Here is a 21,585-nt window from a genome sequence, read left to right on the forward strand (position 1 = left end):
AAGACGAACGATATGAACTCTGCAACCAAACTGCCCATTGATGTCGGTGCCATCCATTTTGTCGGGATTGGCGGCATCGGTATGTCTGGCATCGCCGAAGTTTTGGTGAACTTTGGCTACACGGTGCAGGGGTCGGACGCAAAAACGTCAAAGATCACAGATCGTTTGGCAGGCATGGGCGCGACCATTTTCGAAGGTCAGGCCGCCGAAAACCTCAAAGACGCGCAGGTCGTTGTGATCTCCTCGGCGATCAAACCGGGTAACCCTGAATTGGACGAAGCCCGCCGTCGTGGCCTGCCGATTGTGCGCCGCGCGGAGATGCTGGCAGAGTTGATGCGTCTGAAATCGAACGTCGCTGTTGCGGGTACGCACGGAAAAACGACGACCACCACGATGGTGTCTGCGCTGTTGGATCACGGTAACTTTGACCCGACTGTCGTGAATGGCGGGATCATTCACGCATACGGGTCGAACGCTCGTGTGGGCGAAGGCGAATGGATGGTGGTCGAGGCGGATGAATCTGACGGCACCTTTAACCGCCTGCCTGCGACCATCGCGATTGTGACCAACATCGACCCAGAGCATATGGAGCACTGGGGTAGCATCGAAAACCTGCGCAAAGGGTTTTACGATTTCGTCTCGAACATCCCGTTTTATGGCGTGGCTGTGTGCTGCACCGATCACCCCGAGGTTCAGTCGCTCGTCGGTAAAATCACTGACCGCCGCGTGATCACCTATGGGTTCAACACGCAGGCCGATGTCCGTGCGATCAACCTGCATTACAAAGCGGGTGTCGCGCATTTTGACGTGGCGCTTCAGGTCGAGGACGACGTCATCGAAGGTTGCACCTTGCCGATGCCGGGGGATCACAACGTATCGAACGCGCTGTCTGCGGTCGCGGTTGCACGTCACCTCGGCATGAAAAAGGACGAAATCCGCGAGGCACTGGCCAAGTTTGGCGGCGTAAATCGTCGCTTTACCAAGGTGGGTGAAGTCCTCGGTGGCGTGACCATCATTGACGACTACGGTCACCACCCCGTCGAAATCGCCGCCGTGCTCAAGGCCGCGCGTCAGGCTTGTGATGGCCGCGTGATTGCCGTGCACCAGCCACACCGTTACAGCCGCTTGTCCTCGCTGTTCGAAGATTTCTGTTCCTGCTTTAACGAGGCCGATGTCGTCGCCATCGCTGAGGTTTATGCGGCGGGCGAGCAACCGATTGAAGGCGCGAGTCGTGATGACCTCGTCGCTGGTTTGATCCGCCACGGTCACCGTCACGCGCGCGCCCTGATCTCTGAAGAAGATCTGGAGCGTCTGGTTCGCGAACAGGCGCGTCCCGGTGATATGGTTGTCTGCCTCGGGGCAGGGACGATCAGCACTTGGGCGAATAACCTGCCCGAGCGGATGAAGGCGTGACGCTCAGCGCGTCGGTCATAGCGATTTGCGTTTGGCTATTTGCGGCCAATCTCGCGGCGCTTTTGCCGAGCAAAGATAACCACTGGTCGCGGGCCTATTTCCTGATCGCGACTGGTGCCCCCATTTTGGTTTGGGTCTTTTTCGAAAACGGGGTGCTGATTGGTTTGGTCGCGCTGGCGGCCTCTGGATCGGTGCTGCGTTGGCCATTGTATTATGCTTGGCGCTGGGTCCTGCGGCTTGGCAGTCGTGTGTTGAATAGGTAAACCGCGCGTATGACGCTTGATTTTGATCTCCCCCCTGTGCGCGGCACATTGACCGAAAACCGTTCGTTGGCAGAGCTGACGTGGATGCGCGTGGGCGGTCCCGCGGATGTGTTGTTCCAGCCTGCCGATGCTGATGATCTGGCCGAGTTTTTAGCGGCTCTTGACCCAGTGGTGCCTGTCTTTGCGATGGGTGTCGGATCGAACCTGATCGTGCGCGACGGCGGTATTCGGGGCGTTGTGATCCGTTTGGGTCGTGGATTCAACGGGATTGAGGTTGACGGGACAGAGGTCCGCGCGGGTGCCGCGGCTCTTGATGCGCATGTGGCGCGTCGGGCGGCGGAAAACGGGGTTAACCTGACCTTCTTGCGCACCATTCCGGGGTCCATCGGTGGCGCTGTTCGGATGAATGCGGGCTGTTACGGCGAGTACGTGAGCGATTATTTGCGCAGCGTGGACGTGATCCATCGGAACGGTCGTCGCGAAACGCTCCCTGCTGAGGCGCTGAACCTGCGCTACCGTCAGTCCGATCTGGCCGAGGGTGCGGTGATCGTTGGTGCGGTGTTTGACGGCGTTGCGGGTGATCCAGATGCGCTGGCCGCAAAGATGGACGCGCAGCTGCAAAAACGCGACGAAACCCAACCCACAAAGGACAGAACCGCTGGGTCGACCTTTCGAAATCCTGTCGGTTATTCTTCAACAGGGCAGGCGGATGACAGCCACGATCTGAAGGCGTGGAAGGTGATTGACGACGCGGGAATGCGTGGTGCGACCCGTGGTGGCGCGATCATGAACGTCAAACATTCCAATTTCTTGACCAACGCGGGCGGGGCGACGGCTGCCGATCTCGAAGGATTGGGCGAGGACGTGCGGAAAAAGGTTTACGATTCCAGTGGAATAACGCTAGAATGGGAAATCATGAGGGTCGGAGAGCCGGCCTCTGATTTCCAAGACTAAATTACAGGCAGTTCGACACCCGAAAACGGGGCGGACATTTTGAAAACAGACGTGTCGCAAAGACACGCAGGTGAGGCAGAGGGAATGTCGGGCAGGACAAACCCAAAAGTGGCTGTGTTGATGGGTGGACCGTCGGCGGAACGTGAGGTGTCCCTCTCGTCCGGCAAGGAGTGTGTCGCCGCGCTACAGGCTGCTGGGTTCCAGACAATCGCGATTGATGCGGGCGCCGATTTGGCGGCACGCCTTGATGCGGAACGTCCTGATGTTGTGTTCAATGCTCTGCATGGCCGTTGGGGCGAGGACGGTTGCGTCCAAGGTCTGCTCGAATGGCTGCGTATCCCTTACACCCATTCTGGCGTGTTGGCGTCGGCCCTCGCGATGGACAAAGAGAAGACCAAGGCGGCTTATCGTGCGGCTGGTTTGCCTGTTGTGGAAAGTATCCTCGCGACCAAGGCTGAGGTGGCGTCGCGCCATGTGATGCCTGCGCCTTATGTCGTGAAACCCTATAACGAAGGCTCCTCTGTCGGGGTTTATATCGTCCAAGAGGGTGCGAACACGCCGCCTGACCTGTCCGACGATATGCCTGACGTTCTGATGGTCGAAGCCTTTGTTCCCGGTCGTGAATTGACAACGGCAGTGATGGGGGATCGGGCGCTCGGCGTGACCGACATTATTACTGACGGCTGGTATGATTACACCGCGAAATATACGACGGGCGGATCGCGCCATGTGATCCCCGCCGATATCCCTGCAGAGATTTACGAGGCCTGCCTCGATTACGCTGTTCGGGCGCATCAGGCGCTTGGCTGTCGTGGGTTGTCGCGCACGGATTTCCGTTGGGATGAGGCACGTGGTCTGGACGGTCTGATCCTTCTTGAGACGAATACCCAACCGGGGATGACGCCTACGTCGCTTGCGCCTGAACAGGCTGCGCATGCTGGCGTTGATTTCCCGTCGCTCTGCAAATGGCTGGTGGAGGACGCAACATGCGACCGCTAATCGGCCAACGCGAACCCCACGGCATGCGCCACGATCCGTCACCGTCCAAGTGGCAGTATCGCTATGAACGTTGGATGCTGACGCCGATCTATCGGCGTCTGATCCGCACGGGCCTGCCTGTGCTGATGGTTTCAGCTCTGGTCGGGATTTACGTGATGGACGGGGATCGTCGTCAGGCGATCTCGGACGGTTACAACGACATGGTGCGCAGTTTTCAGCAGCGGCCCGAGTTCATGCTCTCGGCCATGGCGGTTGATGGCGTGGACACCGAGACTGCGACTGCGATCCGCAGCGTGCTGAACTACAATTTCCCTGTGTCCTCGTTTGACCTCGACCTCGAAGAGGGGCGTCGTCGCGTTGAAGAGGTCGCTGTAGTAGAACGCGCGACCCTGCGGATCAAACCAGGCGGAATTCTTCAAGTGCTCGTCACGCCGCGTGTGCCTGTAGCCATTTGGCGTCAGGGTGAGGCGCTGCACCTCGTGGACGCGAGCGGGCGCGTGATTGCTGATGTGCAATCGCGTGGGGATCGCGCTGAGTTGCCGTTGATCGCTGGCGATGGGGCAAAAGATGCCCTGACCGAGGCGATGTCGATATTTGCAGCCGCTGGCCCTGTGGCCCCGCGGGTGCGTGGTTTGGTGCGGATGGGCGAACGCCGCTGGGATGTGGTTTTGGATCGGGATCAGCGCATTTTGCTGCCCGAAACTGATGCCGTGACATCCTTTGAGCGGGTCGTTGTGATGAGCCAAACCCAAGATCTACTCGAACGCGATGTCGCTGTTGTCGACATGCGGAACAAAGACCGACCGACCTTGCGGTTGGGAGAAAGCGGCGCTGCTGAAATGCGCCGAATAAATGCAGACGTATCAGGGGCCGGTAACTAATGAAGCAGCTTTATGAAACCCAACGTGCAATGCGCAACATGCGTAAGGCCGCTCTCCAACGGGGATTGATCGCTATTCTTGACGTCGGCACCTCCAAGGTGGCGTGTCTCGTTCTGCGGTTCGATGGTCCAGAACGTAGCCGTGGTGAAGACGGTGTGGGTTCTCTCGCTGGTCAGTCGTCGTTCCGAGTGATCGGCGCCGCGACCACCCGTTCGCGCGGCGTTCGCTTTGGTGAAGTGGACGCGATGCAGGAAACCGAACGCGCCATTCGCACGGCTGTTCAGGCCGCGCAAAAGATGGCTGGCGTCCGTGTGGACCACGTGATCGCTTGTCTGTCGGGTGCGCGTCCACGGTCCTATGGCCTTGCGGGCGACGTGAATGTGAACGGCGAGGTCGTTTCGGGCGAAGATATCGGTCGCGTCCTGGCGGCCTGCGATATGCCTGATCTGGGCGAAGGGCGCGAGGTGCTTCACGCGCAGCCGATCAACTTTAACCTCGATCACCGCACTGGCATGTCCGATCCGCGTGGTCATGCGGGTAACGTGCTGTCCACCGATATGCACCTGCTGTCGGTCGATGCCGCAGCGATGCAGAACCTGTTCCAGTGCATCCGCCGCTGTGACCTCGAACTCGCTGGTATTGCGTCGTCGGCCTATGTGTCGGGGATTTCGTCGCTGGTTGAGGACGAACAAGAACTCGGTGCCGCCTGTATTGATATGGGCGGCGGATCGACGGGCGTGTCGATCTTTATGAAGAAACACATGATCTATGCTGACAGCGTCCGCATGGGCGGGGATCACGTGACCCAAGATATCTCTATGGGCCTGCAGGTTCCTCACGCGATCGCTGAACGGATTAAGACGTTCTATGGCGGCGTTGTGGCCACAGGCATGGACGACCGCGAGCAGATCGAAATCGGTGGCGATACTGGCGATTGGGAGCGTGATCGTCGCACCGTTAGCCGCGCTGAGTTGATCGGCATCATGCGCCCGCGTGTTGAGGAAATCCTCGAAGAAGCCCGTGCGCGCCTTGATGCGGCTGGGTTCGAATATCTGCCGAGCCAGCAGATCGTCCTGACAGGTGGCGCGAGCCAAATTCCAGGTCTGGACGGGCTGGCCAGCCGTATCCTCGGTCAACAAGTGCGCCTTGGTCGTCCGCTCCGTGTTCAGGGGCTTCCGCAGGCCGCAACAGGCCCAGCATTTGCGGCGGCAGTTGGCCTGACGTTGTTCGCGGCTCACCCGCAAGATGAATGGTGGGATTTCGAGGTTCCGACCGAGAGCTACCCGTCTCGTTCGCTCAAACGCGCGGTGAAATGGTTCAAGGACAACTGGTAATACGCAAGATTTCGCCGATTCATCCAAATCAAGCGATTTTGCCCACTAAACCCGCAATATTTTGCGGGTTTTCTGCGTTTTTCCCGTGACGTTGCGATTCTGACACGCTAGACTGTGGATTAATCAGTTGAAGAGTGCCCGGTTTGGGACGGGCCCCAAAACATACAGGCGGACAGAGTATGGCATTGAACCTTTCCATGCCCGGGCAAGAAGAGCTCAAGCCCCGGATTACCGTATTTGGCGTTGGCGGTGCAGGCGGCAATGCGGTCAATAATATGATCGAAAAAGAACTTGAGGGTGTGGAGTTCGTTGTTGCGAACACCGACGCGCAAGCTCTGCAACAGTCGAAATCGGCGTCGAAGATCCAGATGGGTCTGAAAGTCACCGAAGGTCTGGGCGCTGGCGCTCGTCCGTCGGTTGGCTCTGCTGCGGCTGAAGAAAGCATCGAGCAGATCGTTGACCATCTGGCTGGCGCGCACATGTGCTTTATCACCGCTGGTATGGGCGGTGGAACGGGCACGGGCGCGGCACCGATCATCGCGCAGGCAGCTCGCGAGCTGGGCGTTCTGACCGTTGGCGTTGTGACCAAGCCGTTCCAGTTCGAAGGCGGCAAGCGCATGAAACAAGCGGAAGCGGGCGTCGAAGCTCTGCAGAAGGTTGTTGATACGCTGATCATCATTCCGAACCAGAACCTGTTCCGTCTGGCGACCGAAAAAACCACCTTTACCGAAGCCTTCGCAATGGCTGACGACGTGCTGTATCAGGGCGTTAAAGGCGTGACCGACCTGATGGTTCGTCCGGGCCTGATCAACCTCGACTTTGCTGACGTTCGTTCTGTGATGGACGAAATGGGCAAAGCGATGATGGGCACTGGTGAAGCAACTGGCGAAAACCGCGCCATCGATGCGGCAGAGCAGGCGATTGCGAACCCGCTTCTCGACGAAATCAGCCTCGAAGGCGCACGTGGTGTTCTGATCAACATCACTGGTGGCTACGACCTGACCCTCTTCGAACTCGACGAAGCTGCGAACAAAATCCGCGAGAAAGTCGATCCCGACGCAAACATCATCGTCGGTTCGACCCTCGACCCGAACATGGACGGCGCAATGCGCGTGTCCGTGGTTGCGACAGGCATCGACGCATCGGTCGGCCAAGTTGAAGCACCGCTTCCGCGCCGCAGCATGTCGGCTCCGCTGACCCAGACCGTATCGGCTGAAATGCCTGCGGCTGAACCAGCTCCTGCACCTGTTGCAGAGACCGCTGCTGACGACCGCACTCTGTTTGACGATGCGTTCGAAGCAGATACCGCACAAGACGACGGTTTCGACGGTTTTGAACCGCAAGTCGAAGACGACCTTCCGCCGCCGGCTTACCAGCCGCGTCCGGAAACCCAGTTCGCTCCGGCTGAGGCATTCGTTGCGCCGCGCGCACCTGCGCCGGGCACACCGTCGCCAGAGGCACTTGCACGTCTCGAAGCAGCCGTTCGTAAGCCTTCCGCCCCTGCAGCGCCTGCCGCTCCGGCACCTGCTGCCGAAGCAGAGGCTCCGCGTCGTGGGTTCGGGATCAACAACCTGATCAACCGCATGACCGGCCACTCGGACGCAGAGCCTGCACAGCCCGCTCCGTCCCGCGCTCAGCCGCAGGTGCACGCGGTCCGCGAAGAGGCGAAAGCAGCCGATCCAGAGCAAGAACGGATCGAGATTCCTGCGTTCCTGCGCCGTCAAGCGAACTAACAAACTGACATAATTCAGTGAAAAGGCCGTCGATTGGGCGGCCTTTTTGCTTGTTTAACAATGGTTTAACAAAACTGTTTCATATGTTTCAGTCCGTTGCAAAGAGTGAGTTGAGGGTTCTCGGTACCCGTCTTAAATGAGTGTCAGTAACAAAAAGGCGCATTTACGTGCAGACCACACTGAACATTGACCTGACATTTGATGGCGTTGGATTGCATTCGGGCAAACCAGCACGGCTTGTCTTGCGTCCTGCTCCTGCGGGCCATGGTATCGTGTTTCGCCGTGTGGACCTCGCGTCTGATCGTGACATGCCCGCCCTTTGGGATCACGTGATCCAAGAGCCGCTGAACACCCGTCTGACCAATGACGCAGGCACCAGCGTTTCGACCATCGAACATCTTATGGCGGCCCTGTCGGGCACGGGCGTTCACAACGTTCTGTGTGAAATCGACGGTCCCGAGGTTCCGATCCTCGACGGGAGCGCGGCACAGTTTGTGCGTGCGATTGTGACGGCTGGCCTGCACCGTTTGGGTGCTCCGCTCCGCGCTATTGAAGTTCTGGACATGATCGAAGTGCAAAACGGCGACGCGATTGCGCGTCTGTCGCCTGCGACATCGCTCCAGATGGATTTCGAAATTGAATTCCCCGATGCGGCAATTGGCCAACAGCAAAAGACGCTGAACATGGCCAATGGTGCCTTTGTGCGTGAGTTGTGCGACAGCCGCACCTTCTGCCGTATGCGTGACGTCGATGCGATGCACGCGGCAGGTCTTGCGCTGGGTGGCACGCTGGAAAACGCTGTAGTGGTTGAAGGAAACGATATCCTTAGCCCTGGTGGTCTGCGTCACAAAGACGAAGCTGTGCGTCACAAGATGCTGGATGCGTTGGGTGATTTGTATACGGCAGGTGCACCGATCCTTGGTCGGTATTCGGGCCACCGTGCGGGCCACGCCCTGACCAACAAACTGTTGCGTGCAATGTTTGAACGTCCCGATGCTTGGCGCTGGGTCACCTGCGATGCCTCTATCGCCGCTCGTCTGCCAGGTGTGGGTGTAAATATCGCTGATCTGAGCCGGGTCGCCTGAGTGAGACTGCGACAAGTGGCAAAAGGCATTTTGCCCTGCATTTTTCTATGCTAGACCAAGACGAAACACGATCGACGCAGCCCGTCGATCGACTGATCGAGCAATGAAAATTGGGGGCGTTCATGTTAAGCCGTAGTCGGGCCACAAAAGCACGAACCATCCTGTCTGTCGCGTTCCTGTCCGTCGCCACGTTGACGGCCTGTAATTCCTTTGACCCCAAAGTCGAAGGGGCGCTTGAGCAATTTTCTGCCGAAGAAATTTATCAGCGCGGTGAATACGAACTCGAACGCGGTCGCGAGTCTGATGCCGCGTTCTATTTCGGTGAGATCGAACGCCTTTATCCCTATTCCGAATGGGCCAAACGTGCGCTGATCATGCAGGCCTTTGCCTATCATCGTGACAAAGATTACGAAAACAGCCGTGCTGCGGCACAGCGGTTCTTGAACTTCTACCCGGCGGACGGTGACGCGGCCTATGCGCAGTATCTGCTGGCCTTGTCCTACTACGATCAGATCGACGAAGTGGGTCGCGATCAGGGCCTGACGTTCCAAGCGCTCCAAGCACTTCGGGCGGTGATCGAAAACTATCCTGACAGCGAATATGCGCGGTCGGCGATTTTGAAGTTTGATTTGGCCTTTGATCACCTCGCGGCCAAGGAAATGGAAATCGGGCGCTTCTATCTGAAGCGGGGCCACTATCAGGCCGCTGCGAACCGTTTCCGCGTCGTGGTCGAGTCGTTCCAGACCACCAGCCACACACCAGAAGCGCTGCACCGTTTGGTGGAATGTTACCTGTCGCTCGGCCTTGTTGAAGAAGCGCAGACCGCAGGGGCCATCCTTGGTCATAATTTCCAATCGACCGAATGGTATGCGGATAGCTACAAGTTGTTGACCGAAGGCGGGCTTGAGCCGTCCTTGATTGGGGATAGCTGGCTGGCGGCGGTCTATAGCCAGATGATCCGTGGCGAATGGCTCTAAGGGGAGGCGGGGGAAACCCTGCTGGACGCTGACACAATGCTGCGCGGTTTAGATATCCGAGATATGCTGATTATTGATCGGTTGGAGCTAGAGTTCCAACCGGGTCTTAACGTGCTCACGGGTGAAACAGGCGCGGGTAAATCGATCCTACTGGATTCCCTCGGTTTTGTGCTGGGTTGGCGCGGCCGCGCCGACCTCGTGCGTCAGGGGGCAGAGCAGGGCGAGGTTGTTGCGGTGTTCGACGTTCCGTCGGGCCATGCGGCTGAGGCGGTTCTGCAAGAAGCTGGGATCGAGGCGGATGGGGAACTGATCCTGCGTCGCATCAACACCGCTGACGGGCGCAAGACCGCATGGGTCAATGATCGTCGGGTGAGCGGCGAGGTCCTGCGCCAACTCTCCGACACGCTGATCGAATTGCACGGCCAGCACGATGACCGTGGATTGTTGAACCCGCGTGGGCATCGGTTGCTCTTGGACGATTTTGCGCAGGTATCCGATCTGATCGACGCGACCCGCGCGGCATGGCGTGGTTTGGCGCAATCGCGCAAGGCGCTGGTCGCGGCAGAGGCCAAGATCGCAGAGACCCGCGCCGAAGAAGAGTTTTTGCGCCATGCGGTTGGGGAGTTGGATAAACTCGACCCGCAACCCGGTGAAGAGGCGACCTTGGACGGCAAACGCCGTCTGATGCAGGCAGCAGAAAAGATCCGCAACGATATTTCTCAGGCCTTTAACGCGCTGTCCTATGAAGGCGCTGAGGGGCTGATGTCGAACGCGGCACGGTGGCTTGGCGATGCGGCGGATAAGGCTGAGGGCCGTCTGGACGCCCCGTTGTCGGCCCTATCGCGGGCGATGGATGAATTGGGTGAAGCGCAGCGCGGGATCGAAGAATGCCTCGACTCGCTCGACTTTAACCCTGCCGATCTTGAACTGACCGAAGAGCGTTTGTTCGCGATCCGTGGTTTGGCGCGGAAATATGCGGTCCTGCCAGATGATCTGTCTGCACACGCAGATGGTCTGCGGGCAAAGCTGGACTTGCTGGACGGTGGGGAACGCGACCTCGCGGCGCTGCAGGTCGCAGTGAAGGCGGCAGAGCAAACCTATGATGCGGCAGCCAGCGCATTGACCGCAGCGCGGGTTGAGGCGGCTTCTCGCCTTGACGCGGCGATGGCGGCGGAACTCGCCCCGTTGAAAATGGAACGCGCGGTTTTCAAAACCGATGTCGTGGCTGGCGAAGAAGGCCCCGAAGGGCGCGATGACGTGGCTTTTACCGTGGCGACGAACCCTGGTGCGCCCTCTGGCCCGCTCAACAAAATCGCGTCGGGCGGTGAATTGAGCCGCTTCCTGTTGGCGCTGAAGGTTTGTTTGTCGGCAGGGACGACGGGCATCACGATGATCTTTGACGAAATTGACCGTGGTGTTGGCGGTGCGACCGCCGATGCGGTTGGTCGTCGATTGGCAGGGCTCGCCTCGGCGGGGCAGGTGCTGGTCGTGACCCATTCGCCGCAAGTGGCAGCACTGGGCGGGCACCATTGGCGGGTTGAGAAACGTCAAACAGAGACGCAGACGCTGTCGACGGTGGTGCCGCTGGATGCAGACGAACGCGTGGATGAAATCGCGCGGATGATCTCTGGCGACCGCATCACCGAGGAAGCCCGCGCCGCGGCACGCGCGTTGCTCACCGCGTAAAAAAACGGGCCACCCGAAGGTGACCCGCGACCGTTCTATAGAAAACCCGTCAGCCACTCACAGACATCCGGTTCAAAAACTTAGCGCCCGAAGGCATATTCTTAGGTATAAAAACTATGCCTAACGTATAGTTGAATTGTGACGCTTTGTTAACCCCTTTCTGGAACGAACGTGCTAATTTAACGATGACGTAGCGGAAACTTTGGGAATTACGGGGCTAAATCCCTGAAATGACGCGACGATGCTTGGTCCATTTGACGAACTGTCCTACACAGAAATCAAACGAACCAGTGGGCTAGCGATGTCGACGAAGACGACTCAGCACGTGAAATCCGCCAGCGGCGCAGTTGCCAAAGCCTTGGCCGACACCTTGCGCACCATTCGCACCAAAGGGCCGAGCGAGATTCAGTTCTGGTTCATCGCTTTGATGATCGGGATTGGCGGTGGCCTTATTGCGATGGGGTTCCGGCTGGGGATCGAGAGCCTTCAGTCCTTTGTTTACCAAACCAATCAGGTGGCGCGACTGCATCGGTCTGCGGCAATGCTCGACTGGTATTGGATCGTTTTGATCCCCGTGTGTGGTGGCCTGATTGTTGGCCTGATCCTTGATCGGTTTACCCCCGATGGGCGCGTGCGGGCTGTGGCTGACGTGATCGAAGGGGCTGCACTGCGGGACGGACGAGTTGAAAAACGCGAAGGTCTGGCCTCTGCAGCGGCGAGTTTTGTGACCTTGGCGACGGGTGGTTCGTCTGGGCGTGAGGGGCCTGTTGTCCACCTCGTGGGTGTTTTGGCGACATATGTGAGCGGGTTGATCAAGGCGGACGGCGTGACAGGTCGTGACCTATTGGGCTGCGCCGTGGCTGCGGGCGTCTCTGCGAGCTTTAATGCGCCGATTGCGGGGGCGCTCTTTGCGCTCGAAGTGGTCCTACGCCATTTCGCGATGCGTGCTTTTGCGCCGATTGTGATTGCTTCTGTCGCGGGCACGGTGGTTAGTCGGATGATCCACGGCGATGTGACGGAGTATTTCCTGCCGACCACAACGGCCCTTCGGTTCTACGTAGAATTGCCCGCGTTTATCCTCTTGGGCCTTCTCAGCGGCGTTCTTGCCATTGTTCTGATGCGGTCGATCTTTTGGGCGGATACCATCGGAACAGCGGTTCAAACAAAGCTGCGTATCCCACGTGCTCTTCGCCCTGCGATCGCGGGTGGGCTGCTCGGGGTCATTGCGCTTTGGTTCCCACATATTATCGGTGTTGGTTACGGGATCACGTCAGACGCGCTGTCGGGGCGGTTGCTGTTTTGGCAAGCCGTCGTCTTTGCCGCGGTCAAAGTCATTGCGGTCGCCATTACAATGGGCGGACGAATGGGCGGCGGCGTCTTTTCACCCGCGTTGGTTGTCGGATCGCTTGCAGGGTTGGCATTTGGGATGGTGGCAACGGGGCTTTTGCCTGACTATTCGGGAACGGCGGCGCTTTATGCGCTTGCAGGGATGGGCGCTGTTGCGGCGGCGGTCTTGGGCGCGCCGATCTCAACCACGTTGATCGTGTTTGAACTAACGGGCGACTGGCAAACGGGGCTGGCCGTCATGGTCGCTGTGTCTATGTCGACGGCCGTTTCGTCGCGGTTTATCGCAGGGTCGTTCTTTCTCACCCAGTTGGAGCGTCGGGGCGTGCGGATCGCAGCTGGCCCACAGGCATATCTGTTGTCCACCTTTGATGTGGCGACAGTGATGCGGTCGATGGATCACCCGCGCGGCGCGTCGCTTGAGGACTGCGAGGCGCTCATTCAACGCGGGATCTATGTGGCGCATGATGCCACGCTCGACCGTGCGATGCCCCTGTTTGAAAACAGCGGGGAATCCTTTGTTCCAGTGGTTCGACAAAAGAAAGACGCCCCAGCAGAGGTGCGGGGCGCCTTGTTCCATGTCGATGCCTTGCGTGCGTTTAACCGTGCCCTTGCCGCTGTCTCAGCCGAAGAGCACGCCTAGGTTAAACCTGCTCAACAGCGACTTTGCTGGTGTAGAAGGCAAGGTAATCTTTGATCTGCGACACCGCGTCGGACGGGTTTTCATAGGACCAAACTGCGTCTTTGATTGGGCCGCTTTTGGCGACGATGGTGAAATAGCGTGCGTCGCCTTTGCGTGGGCAATGCGAGGTCGTGTCGGATTCATCCAAAAACGCCATCGCGATGTCCGAACGCGGGAAATAGATCACGGGCGCCATATCGCCTTCGATCAGCTCCAGCGCGTCAGAGCTTTCGCCCAGAACAGCACCGCCAGCGCGAACGACCCAAGTGCCTCCAGCGGGACGAATAGTGATGTGGTCGGCCATTGTGGCCCCTCCCTTGTGTGTCTTTCAGTTGCCTGTTGATACAGGCCGCATGTTACGATTTGGCGTCAGAGCGGCGCACACGCCTGCTCGAGCCAGTGTTTGGCCGCAGCATCCAGATTTGCCCCCACCTTGTCCAGCACGGTCGCATGGTAACTGTCGATCCACGACACTTCGTCGCGGGACAGCAAGGTGGGGTCTATAAGCCGACGATCAAGGGGCACCCATGTCAGCGTCTCAAACGAGAGATGATTGCGGTGCGCGTCTCCTCCGGCAATTGGCGGTGCGGGTTGAACAACGATCAGGTTTTCAATCCGAATGCCAAAGGCCTTGGCACGGTAGTAGCCGGGTTCATTCGACAATACCATCCCGGGGCGCAAAGGAATGTCCGAAACACGGCTAAGACGTTGCGGCCCTTCGTGAACGCAGAGGTATGATCCGACGCCGTGACCCGTGCCGTGGTCGAAATCTAAGCCCGCTGTCCACAGCGGGAACCGCGCGAGGGAATCGAGATGCGCACCCGTGACACCGTTCGGGAACCGCGCGCGGCTGATCGCGATCATGCCTTGGAGGACGCGGGTATAGCAGGCGCGTTCCTCTGCGCCGACAGTTCCAATCGCGATGGTGCGGGTGATGTCGGTCGTGCCGTCCTGATACTGCCCACCCGAATCGAGCACGAGCAGATCACCGTCCTGAAGCTGGCGGTTGGTGTCATGGGTCACGCGGTAGTGGATGACGGCGCCGTTCGGACCGCTGCCCGCAATGGTATCAAAAGAGATATCCCGCAGCGCGCCAGTCTCTGCCCTGAACTGTTCCAGCTGAGTGACCACATCGATTTCGGTGACATGCCCAGCCTCCTCCAGCCAATGCAGGAAGCGGCACATAGCGACCGCATCACGCAGGTGCGCTGTTCGGGCCCCCGCGATCTCGGTCGGGTTTTTGCAGGCCTTGGGCAGAACGCAGGGATCGCGCCCCTCAACAGGGTTGGCGAGGGTTTCGCCGATGATCTGCGGGCAGGTGTTGGGATCAATCAGAACCGCGCCGTCGAGCGACTGCAGGGCTGGGACAAAGGCCTCTTCGCCGTGAACCGTCACCTCGGCCCCTAGGTGATCCATGATTGCATCAGTTTTGCCATCGCGGGCAAAGAGGTCCACGCGACCGTCCGCATAGAGAATGGCAAAGCACTGCGGCACGGGATTGCGCGGGATATCGGCGCCACGAATGTTCAAAAGCCACGCGATAGAGTCGGGCAGGGTCAGGACTGCCGTAGCTTGTCCATTGTCCCGAAGGCCTTTGGCAAGGCGGGCCCGTTTGTCGCCGTGGCTTTCCCCTGCGAGGGAATCGGGCTGTACAAAGAACGGTGCTGCAGGCGGGGCAGGGCGGTCGGTCCAAATTTGATCGACCAGATTGGCGCAGGCGACCATATTTGCCTGTTCACGCAGCCCTTTAATCTCGCTGATCGTATGTAACCACGGATCAAAGCCGATGGTCCGACCCTCTGCGTGGTCTTCCAGCCAGTCACCAAATCTAACCTCGGGCCAATCAACGGGCGTGAACACATCCGCAGCCTGTTCGCGCACCTGCAGGCGGTAACGGCCATCGACAAAGAGGCCGGCTTGATCCGCCAACACGGCGCAGAACCCTGCCGATCCTGTAAAGCCTGTCAGCCACGCTAGACGTTCGTCACAGGCTGCAACGTATTCGCCTTGATGCGCATCGGCGCGGGGGACGAGGAACCCGTCCACCCCTGCGGCCGCCATTTGGACACGCAGTTTCGATAGCCTCTCGGGCCCCGCTTTCCCTGAAAACGCAGTCTCAAAGGTCTGGAACATTGCCGCCCCTTTTCATTTTAATACAGGTGGTTAGCCCGCCTTGCGGATGCCTGCGAACCGTGCGCGTGCCCGAGGGTCAGAGTCAAACAGGCTCGCCAATTGTTCGGTCATCGCACCCGCCAACTGATCCGCATCGGTGATGGTCACAGCGCGGTCGTAATACCGCGTCACATCGTGGCCGATCCCGATTGCCATCAGTTCGACCGCCTTGCGCTTTTCGATCATGGCGATCACGTCACGCAGGTGTTTTTCGAGGTAGTTGGCAGGGTTCACCGACAATGTGCTGTCATCAACGGGCGCGCCATCGGAAATCACCATGAGGATTTTGCGCTGCTCACGACGGGCCATCATACGGCGGTGCGCCCATTCCAGCGCCTCCCCGTCGATGTTCTCTTTCAATAGACCCTCTTTCATCATCAGACCAAGGTTCGCACGGGTCCGACGCATCGGGGCGTCCGCGGATTTATAGACGATGTGGCGCAGATCGTTCAGGCGACCCGGCTGCAAGGGGCGACCCTCGGCCAGCCATTTTTCGCGGCTCTGCCCGCCTTTCCACGCTTTGGTGGTAAAGCCCAGAACCTCGACCTTGACCGCGCAGCGTTCCAGCGTACGGGCCAGAACGTCCGCACAGATCGCCGCGATAGAGATCGGGCGACCGCGCATCGAGCCAGAGTTATCCAGCAAAAGCGTCACAACGGTATCGCGAAAATCGGTGTCTTTTTCCCATTTGAACGACAGAGGCGTGGTTGGGTTTGCGACCACACGGGCAAGGCGGCCTGCGTCGAGGATGCCTTCCTCTTTGTCGAACTCCCATGACCGGTTCTGCTGCGCCTGAAGACGACGTTGCAGTTTGTTCGCAAGGCGCGACACAGCGCCCTTGAGCGGCTCTAGCTGCTGGTCGAGGTAAGCGCGGAGGCGTTCAAGCTCAGCGGGTTCAGCCAATTCCTCAGCACCGATTTCTTCGTCGAATTCGGTTTTGTAGACGGTGTAGTTCGGATCAGCGTCCGAGATCGGCGCGGGCGGCGGAGGATCGAGCGGGGCCTCGCCCTCTGGCATCTCGGTCTCTTCGTCGAATTCGGCATCAGCCATGTCGTCGGCGCTGACTTGCGCCTGTTGCTGGTCCTGCTGCTGGTCTTGGGACTGTTCAGGGCTGGCTTCGGCCTCGTCCTCTTGACCATCGTCTTGGCCATCGGATTCAGGGTTGTCCTCAACCTCCTCCTGTTCGGCGGTTTCGTCGTTCTGATCGTCCTCAACATCGGGATCGTCGCCGAGCTGATCGCCGTAGCCGAGATCCTCAATGATCTTACGTGCAAATTTTGCAAATGCGCGTTGATCGCTGAGCGTATCTTCTAGCGATTCAAGCGTCCCACCTGCCTGATCCTCGATGAACCCACGCCACAGTTCCATCACGTTGTTCGCACCCTTGGGCAGGGGACGACCCGTGGCGAGGTGGCGGATCAGGTAGCCAGCGGCCACGGACAATGGCGCATAGGTGGAGGAACTGATCTGGTCATAGCCCTTGCGGGTGGCCTCGGTCGCGATCTTTGCGTCGATGTTCGACGCCGTGCCGGGCATGTAGCGGGCACCGACGGCCTCGACCCGAGCGGACTCCATCGCGTCGTAAATCTCTTTCGCCAACTGCCCTTGGGGGGCGTAGCGTGCTGCAACGGCGGCGTCGTGGAATTTGTGACGCAGCGCCAGCGCATCCGCCGTTCCGCGTGCGAGCAAAACCTCGTCGCGGGTCATGCGACGGCTGACTTGAGGGAGGCGCACAGAATCCTTGGTCAGACCCGGAGGGTCCACCGAATAAGTCACCGACAGATCGGCGTCATCGGCCATAACCTTGGTCGCTTCGGCCAATGCCTTTTTGAATGGATCGGCGGGGTTATCGGAGGGTTTCATGCGGGCAGCCTTCGGGTCATCGTTGCGACTAACCTAGACCGACGATTGGGCAATGACCAGTGGTCGGGATCAGTTGAATCACAGCAAATCGCGGCATTCTGCGATGGCTGCCTCGGCGCGGGTTTCAGCCCAGACCGCGTCGGCCCCGTCGATGGTATATGCGGCGCGTGTCAAAAGCATCGCATGGGCTTGTTTCGCGTTAATCCGCCAGTCCATCACGCGAATACGATCCGTGTCAGGCATTATCGCATCAATGAGCATGAGCATCATTTCGCGGTCCTGTTCAAAGTCGCCCGCATCGTTTTTTCCAAAGAGCCACGAATGTTCCATTTGCGCTGAAAAACGGCCAGCGCAGATCGCAAAAATCCGAAGGTCTTCGTTGGCCGCATTGTTGAGCGCTGGCGCGGGCAGGGCCCCGACCAGCATGAAAAACACCGCAAGGAGAGTTTTCAAACCGCTCATGATTTGATCTTTTATGACAAATTTATGTCAATCAACTGTGCAGTTTGGAAACTATCCCAATGCACCTAGGGCGCGAAAAGGCGCAGGGGCCCGCACTTTCGTGCAAGCCCCTGACAATTTGTTCAATCTTTTCAGATAGATCAGAGTGCGATGGACGCAGCCGATTCCGGCAGTTCCTCGTCAAAGCAGCGCTGATAGAACTCTGCCACGGTCTGGCGTTCCAACTCGTCACATTTGTTGAGGAAGGTCAGGCGGAACGCATAACCAACATCACGGAAGATCTCTGCATTCGCAGCCCAAGCAATCACGGTCCGCGGCGACATAACGGTCGACAGGTCGCCGTTCATGAACGCAGTGCGGGTCAGGTCAGCAACGGTCACCATCTGGCTGATGATCTTGCGGCCCTTTTCGTTATTGTAGTGCGGTGCCTTCGACAGAATGATCGCCGCTTCGGCGTCGTGGCTGAGGTAGTTCAGCGTCGCGACGAGCGACCAACGGTCCATCTGGGCTTGGTTGATCTGCTGGGTGCCGTGGTAGAGGCCAGTGGTATCACCAAGGCCCACAGTGTTCGCAGTTGCGAAGAGGCGGAAATACGGGTTCGGGGTGATGATTTCGTTCTGATCCAAGAGGGTCAGTTTACCATCATGTTCGAGAACGCGCTGGATCACGAACATCACGTCCGCACGGCCCGCATCGTATTCGTCGAATACAATCGCAGTCGGGTTGCGAAGTGCCCACGGCAGAATGCCTTCGTGGAATTCAGTGACCTGTTTGCCGTCTTTCAGTTTGATCGCGTCTTTACCGATCAGGTCGATACGGGAAATGTGGCTGTCGAGGTTCACACGAACGGTCGGCCAGTTCAGGCGGGCCGCGATTTGCTCGATGTGGGTCGATTTACCCGTGCCGTGGTAGCCTTGGACCATCACGCGGCGGTTATACCCAAAGCCTGCCAGAACGGCCAAAGTGGTGTCCGGGTCGAATTTGTAGGTCGAGTCGATCTCTGGCACACGAGACGTGCGTTCGGCAAAGCCTTTGATCTTCATATTGCTGTCGATACCGAAAACTTCGCGAACGTCGATTTCTTCGGTGGGCTTTGCGTTCTGGTCGAGCATGTCGAACCTTCCTTGCGTCTATCGTTTACCGACCGCAACATAACCGTCCAGACGGCGAGGAAAAGGGGGTCGTGACGTATTTCCTCCGAAGGTGCCGGTGGGCCGCGTTTCGAAACAGTCCGTTTCGACCATAACAGTCGTCCCAATCGGCGTTTTCTGCCATAAGATGCGCATGATGCGCGCTGTTTATCACCACCTGCAGGACCTGCCGCACACTGTGCGAGGCTTTTGGTCATTGACCGAAGGCGAGCAGCAGCTTGTCACGGCCTATGTGATGACCTGTGCCTTTGGCGCGGGCTTGGGGCTGATGACGGTGACGCATATGTCCCACGGCTCCATCCTAGAAGGCGGATTGACGCTCTATCATCGTTGGATCGTGCTTTGTGGTGCGTTGGGCTGTGGCCTTGCGCTGAGGCTCGCGGGGGACCGTATGGGGCAATCTGGGCCGAACGGGTTTGCCCGTGGGATGCTCGGCGTGATTTGGGTCAGCGTGGTCGGCGCCGTGATTGCGGGAACGCTTGCGCTGCCGTTTTACGGCACGATGTTCGGGCCGTTCACTTTGGCAATTATGTTGGTGAGTTCGCCGATGCTGGCGCTGCTGTGGTTTGCCAATTTGCTGGCCTCCCACCTCTTGATTCGCAACTGGCGGACGGAACAGGATCGCCTGTTCGCCCGCCTTGCGTGATTATTTGTCTTTAAAGTTACGGCTCGCTTTAATCTGATCCCAAGCCCAAACGACTTCGGTCAGCTGCTCCTCTTGGGAACGATCGCCGCCGTTCATGTCAGGGTGAAGAACCTTAATCAGCGATTTATAGACCTTGCGGATTTCCGCCTTGGTCATGGTGTCCTTCACATCGAGGATCTCGGTCGCGCGGCGTTCGGTCGGCGGTAGGCGACGGGTCGCACCGCTGGTCTTACCTGGATTGCGGGTCGCGTTTTCGCCCAGAACCTGATGCGCGTCTTCAATGCCGAGACGTGCCCAAGCGCGTTCTTCCACCGTTTTCTTGAACGGCTTGGTTTCGCGCTCCCAGACCTTATCTTTGGTCATCTGGGCGTTCAGTTCGGCCTCAGTCGCCGTCTCGAAGAAGTTCCATTTCAGGTTATATTCCCGAACGTGATCCTTACAGAACCACAGGAATTCATCGAGGATATCGGGCGATTTGGGCGCGCGGTATTTGCCGGATTCTTCGCAACCTTCGTGGTCGCAGACCCGTGTTGATGTTTCGATCGCGCCCGACATGCCACGACGGCCACGGGGGTTTTTCTTTTTGGAGGCAGACACCGAAATGTCGAACCCAAACGGATCAGTCTTGGACATGTGCAGCCTTATCTTTCCGACTCGGACGGGTGAGTTTAAGCCGTAGGACGTGAGATTGAAGGGGGAAGGAGAAAAATATGTCCCTTGCAAAAGAGATCGAATCCCGTCTGGTAACGGCTTTTTCCCCAGAAGTGGTTGAAGTTATTGATGAAAGCGAAGGCCACCGTGGCCATAGCGGATATCAAGAGGGCGGCGAAAGCCACTGGCGCGTGCGGATCAAAGCCCCCGCATTCGGCGCGATGACTCGTTTGGCCCGCCATCGTGCGGTCCATGACGCCATTGGCGCCGATATTATGGGTCGTATTCACGCGCTCGCCCTCGAGATCGACTGATTACTGCGCAGCGACAGTAGGTTCGGTCGGGGCAGGCGTTTTTGGCGCGGTGGTCAATACGGGTTGCGCTGGAACGGCGGTCTGGCTCGGCGTCACTGCCGCATCGACCGCTTTCTTTTCGCGGCGAAACACCAGCATGTGTTGTTCGACCATGCCTTTGGACCGAAACCCGCTGCGTTCCTCAACGGGCAGCGTTTCTGCGCGCTGGTATTCCCAGCCGTCACGACCCTGTTGGTTCATCAACTCTTGGAGCGCGTGGGCATAGCGGTCTTCGGTTGTCTTTAGCCCTTTGACCTTTTCGGCGCGTTTGGGTGCTGGCACCACCTTGTATTCGTAGATCATTTCATAGGCCCCCTAATTCGACCGCAGGACTATAGCGGCTTTGCGTAACAGGTCCAAGGCGGGAAAGACGGGTCCACATCACAAAAAAGGGCGCCCCGAAGGCGCCCTTTGATCCGTCCCAGATGGGAAAGATTATTCAGCGAAGGTCGCAAGGAACGCCGCGATGTTTTCAGCGTCAGCCTCTTGGCGCACTTTGAAGGACATTTTCGAACGAGCAGAGTTCGAACCGGTGGTGCTGCGCAGCCAAGCGGTCGGGTCCTGCATGTAAGCAGCCAACTGCTCTTCGTCCCAAGCAGCCACGAATTCTTGGGCAGCAACGATATCGTCACCATAGCTAAAGCCGTCTACGGAACCCGGTGCGCGACCGATCACGCCGAACAGGTTCGGACCAGTTTTCGCATTGCGGCCAGCGAGAACTTCGCCTGCTGCGTTCTGAACAACGTGGCAGGATACGCACTGACGGTTGAAAGCCTGTTCACCAGCGGCTGCGTCGCCTTCGGCGAGAACAGGAGCGGCGAGAACAGCAAAGGCAGTAGCGAGCTTAAGGGTCTTCATGGAGTAACTCCCATAGGTTTCGAAGCAAACATTGTGCTTCTTTGATCTGGAGCGAAGTTAGTCTCTTTTCAACCTGGG

At 58.5% G+C, this 21,585-nt stretch carries 21 protein-coding genes; 13 read left to right on the top strand and 8 right to left on the bottom strand.

The window, feature by feature from the left end; translation table 11 throughout:
• Positions 1–12: 12 nt before the first annotated feature.
• The 11 genes from murC to QWY83_RS04195 all read left to right on the top strand — a co-directional run bounded on the left by murC (position 13) and on the right by QWY83_RS04195 (position 13,312).
• Positions 13–1,413 carry a UDP-N-acetylmuramate--L-alanine ligase gene (gene murC / locus QWY83_RS04145; protein WP_105235456.1) on the top strand — a complete coding sequence of 467 codons (1,401 nt, stop codon included), beginning with the start codon at positions 13–15 and terminating at the stop codon, positions 1,411–1,413.
• A complete protein-coding gene (locus QWY83_RS04150; RefSeq protein ID WP_249946459.1) occupies positions 1,410–1,676 on the top strand; it encodes a DUF2484 family protein in 267 nt (88 codons plus the stop codon). Before murC ends, QWY83_RS04150 begins: the two co-directional genes overlap by 4 nt.
• A gap of 9 nt (positions 1,677–1,685) precedes the next feature.
• Positions 1,686–2,630, top strand: coding sequence for a UDP-N-acetylmuramate dehydrogenase (murB, locus tag QWY83_RS04155; protein WP_249946458.1), 945 nt, complete (start codon positions 1,686–1,688; stop codon positions 2,628–2,630).
• 84 nt (positions 2,631–2,714) lie between these two features.
• The gene (locus QWY83_RS04160; RefSeq protein ID WP_211096446.1) at positions 2,715–3,629 is read left to right on the top strand and encodes a D-alanine--D-alanine ligase; all 915 of its coding nucleotides are present in this window, start codon (positions 2,715–2,717) and stop codon (positions 3,627–3,629) included.
• A complete protein-coding gene (locus QWY83_RS04165; protein WP_249946457.1) occupies positions 3,617–4,510 on the top strand; it encodes a cell division protein FtsQ/DivIB in 894 nt (297 codons plus the stop codon). Before QWY83_RS04160 ends, QWY83_RS04165 begins: the two co-directional genes overlap by 13 nt.
• Complete coding sequence (gene ftsA / locus QWY83_RS04170; protein ID WP_105235452.1) at positions 4,510–5,844, top strand: cell division protein FtsA; 1,335 nt, start codon at positions 4,510–4,512, stop codon at positions 5,842–5,844. The genes QWY83_RS04165 and ftsA overlap by 1 nt, the downstream gene beginning before the upstream one ends.
• A 179-nt stretch (positions 5,845–6,023) precedes the next feature.
• On the top strand, positions 6,024–7,577 hold the full coding sequence (gene ftsZ / locus QWY83_RS04175) for a cell division protein FtsZ (protein ID WP_105235451.1): 1,554 nt from the start codon (positions 6,024–6,026) through the stop codon (positions 7,575–7,577).
• Positions 7,578–7,744: 167 nt separating this feature from the next.
• The gene (lpxC, locus tag QWY83_RS04180; RefSeq protein WP_249946456.1) at positions 7,745–8,662 is read left to right on the top strand and encodes a UDP-3-O-acyl-N-acetylglucosamine deacetylase; all 918 of its coding nucleotides are present in this window, start codon (positions 7,745–7,747) and stop codon (positions 8,660–8,662) included.
• A 122-nt stretch (positions 8,663–8,784) separates the two neighbouring features.
• On the top strand, positions 8,785–9,639 hold the full coding sequence (locus QWY83_RS04185) for an outer membrane protein assembly factor BamD (RefSeq protein WP_249946455.1): 855 nt from the start codon (positions 8,785–8,787) through the stop codon (positions 9,637–9,639).
• Positions 9,640–9,675: 36 nt separating this feature from the next.
• Positions 9,676–11,325: a DNA repair protein RecN gene (recN, locus tag QWY83_RS04190; protein WP_249946454.1), complete on the top strand. Its 1,650-nt coding sequence runs from the start codon at positions 9,676–9,678 to the stop codon at positions 11,323–11,325.
• Between the two features lie 301 nt (positions 11,326–11,626).
• Positions 11,627–13,312, top strand: a complete 1,686-nt coding sequence (locus QWY83_RS04195) for a chloride channel protein (protein WP_105236370.1) — start codon at positions 11,627–11,629, stop codon at positions 13,310–13,312.
• A 1-nt stretch (position 13,313) separates the two neighbouring features.
• On the opposite strand, the gene QWY83_RS04200 is transcribed toward QWY83_RS04195, so the two are convergent.
• The 5 genes from QWY83_RS04200 to cobS form a co-directional block, all read right to left on the bottom strand.
• Positions 13,314–13,655, bottom strand: coding sequence for a DUF427 domain-containing protein (locus tag QWY83_RS04200; protein ID WP_249946453.1), 342 nt, complete (start codon positions 13,653–13,655; stop codon positions 13,314–13,316).
• 65 nt (positions 13,656–13,720) lie between these two features.
• A complete protein-coding gene (locus tag QWY83_RS04205) occupies positions 13,721–15,484 on the bottom strand; it encodes an aminopeptidase P family protein (RefSeq protein WP_249946452.1) in 1,764 nt (587 codons plus the stop codon).
• Positions 15,485–15,514: 30 nt separating this feature from the next.
• Complete coding sequence (cobT, locus tag QWY83_RS04210; protein WP_249946451.1) at positions 15,515–17,386, bottom strand: cobaltochelatase subunit CobT; 1,872 nt, start codon at positions 17,384–17,386, stop codon at positions 15,515–15,517.
• Positions 17,387–17,464: 78 nt separating this feature from the next.
• A complete protein-coding gene (locus tag QWY83_RS04215) occupies positions 17,465–17,848 on the bottom strand; it encodes a hypothetical protein (protein WP_249946450.1) in 384 nt (127 codons plus the stop codon).
• A gap of 140 nt (positions 17,849–17,988) precedes the next feature.
• Positions 17,989–18,960: a cobaltochelatase subunit CobS gene (cobS, locus tag QWY83_RS04220; RefSeq protein ID WP_067549385.1), complete on the bottom strand. Its 972-nt coding sequence runs from the start codon at positions 18,958–18,960 to the stop codon at positions 17,989–17,991.
• A gap of 175 nt (positions 18,961–19,135) precedes the next feature.
• Between cobS and QWY83_RS04225 the strand changes: the two genes are divergently transcribed.
• Positions 19,136–19,645 (top strand): hypothetical protein, encoded by a 510-nt coding sequence (locus QWY83_RS04225; protein ID WP_290245500.1) that lies wholly within the window; start codon positions 19,136–19,138, stop codon positions 19,643–19,645.
• Here the strand turns inward: QWY83_RS04225 and QWY83_RS04230 are convergent, their stop codons facing one another.
• Entirely contained in the window at positions 19,646–20,278 is a 633-nt protein-coding gene (locus tag QWY83_RS04230; protein ID WP_249946448.1) for a J domain-containing protein, read from the bottom strand. It abuts the gene before it with no gap.
• Positions 20,279–20,355: 77 nt separating this feature from the next.
• Here QWY83_RS04230 and QWY83_RS04235 point away from each other — a divergent pair, with 77 nt between their 5' ends.
• Positions 20,356–20,610 (top strand): BolA family protein, encoded by a 255-nt coding sequence (locus tag QWY83_RS04235; RefSeq protein ID WP_249946447.1) that lies wholly within the window; start codon positions 20,356–20,358, stop codon positions 20,608–20,610.
• Here the strand turns inward: QWY83_RS04235 and QWY83_RS04240 are convergent, their stop codons facing one another.
• Positions 20,611–20,952 carry a DUF4177 domain-containing protein gene (locus tag QWY83_RS04240; protein ID WP_249946446.1) on the bottom strand — a complete coding sequence of 114 codons (342 nt, stop codon included), beginning with the start codon at positions 20,950–20,952 and terminating at the stop codon, positions 20,611–20,613. It abuts the gene before it with no gap.
• 132 nt (positions 20,953–21,084) lie between these two features.
• The gene (locus QWY83_RS04245; RefSeq protein WP_249946445.1) at positions 21,085–21,507 is read right to left on the bottom strand and encodes a c-type cytochrome; all 423 of its coding nucleotides are present in this window, start codon (positions 21,505–21,507) and stop codon (positions 21,085–21,087) included.
• Positions 21,508–21,585 lie beyond the last annotated feature (78 nt).

The sequence above is a fragment of the Marivivens donghaensis genome, from assembly GCF_030410045.1.
In the GTDB taxonomy this organism is placed as follows: Bacteria; Pseudomonadota; Alphaproteobacteria; order Rhodobacterales; family Rhodobacteraceae; genus Marivivens; species Marivivens donghaensis.

Coding starts and splice junctions, on each gene's coding strand:
- murC (WP_105235456.1), top strand. CDS start 13: ATGAACTCTGCAACCAAACTGCCCATTGATGTCGGTGCCATCCATTTT.
- murB (WP_249946458.1), top strand. CDS start 1,686: ATGACGCTTGATTTTGATCTCCCCCCTGTGCGCGGCACATTGACCGAA.
- QWY83_RS04160 (WP_211096446.1), top strand. CDS start 2,715: ATGTCGGGCAGGACAAACCCAAAAGTGGCTGTGTTGATGGGTGGACCG.
- QWY83_RS04165 (WP_249946457.1), top strand. CDS start 3,617: ATGCGACCGCTAATCGGCCAACGCGAACCCCACGGCATGCGCCACGAT.
- ftsA (WP_105235452.1), top strand. CDS start 4,510: ATGAAGCAGCTTTATGAAACCCAACGTGCAATGCGCAACATGCGTAAG.
- ftsZ (WP_105235451.1), top strand. CDS start 6,024: ATGGCATTGAACCTTTCCATGCCCGGGCAAGAAGAGCTCAAGCCCCGG.
- QWY83_RS04185 (WP_249946455.1), top strand. CDS start 8,785: ATGTTAAGCCGTAGTCGGGCCACAAAAGCACGAACCATCCTGTCTGTC.
- recN (WP_249946454.1), top strand. CDS start 9,676: ATGCTGCGCGGTTTAGATATCCGAGATATGCTGATTATTGATCGGTTG.
- QWY83_RS04195 (WP_105236370.1), top strand. CDS start 11,627: ATGTCGACGAAGACGACTCAGCACGTGAAATCCGCCAGCGGCGCAGTT.
- QWY83_RS04200 (WP_249946453.1), bottom strand. CDS start 13,655: ATGGCCGACCACATCACTATTCGTCCCGCTGGAGGCACTTGGGTCGTT.
- QWY83_RS04205 (WP_249946452.1), bottom strand. CDS start 15,484: ATGTTCCAGACCTTTGAGACTGCGTTTTCAGGGAAAGCGGGGCCCGAG.
- cobT (WP_249946451.1), bottom strand. CDS start 17,386: ATGAAACCCTCCGATAACCCCGCCGATCCATTCAAAAAGGCATTGGCC.
- QWY83_RS04215 (WP_249946450.1), bottom strand. CDS start 17,848: ATGAGCGGTTTGAAAACTCTCCTTGCGGTGTTTTTCATGCTGGTCGGG.
- cobS (WP_067549385.1), bottom strand. CDS start 18,960: ATGCTCGACCAGAACGCAAAGCCCACCGAAGAAATCGACGTTCGCGAA.
- QWY83_RS04225 (WP_290245500.1), top strand. CDS start 19,136: ATGCGCGCTGTTTATCACCACCTGCAGGACCTGCCGCACACTGTGCGA.
- QWY83_RS04230 (WP_249946448.1), bottom strand. CDS start 20,278: ATGTCCAAGACTGATCCGTTTGGGTTCGACATTTCGGTGTCTGCCTCC.
- QWY83_RS04235 (WP_249946447.1), top strand. CDS start 20,356: ATGTCCCTTGCAAAAGAGATCGAATCCCGTCTGGTAACGGCTTTTTCC.
- QWY83_RS04240 (WP_249946446.1), bottom strand. CDS start 20,952: ATGATCTACGAATACAAGGTGGTGCCAGCACCCAAACGCGCCGAAAAG.
- QWY83_RS04245 (WP_249946445.1), bottom strand. CDS start 21,507: ATGAAGACCCTTAAGCTCGCTACTGCCTTTGCTGTTCTCGCCGCTCCT.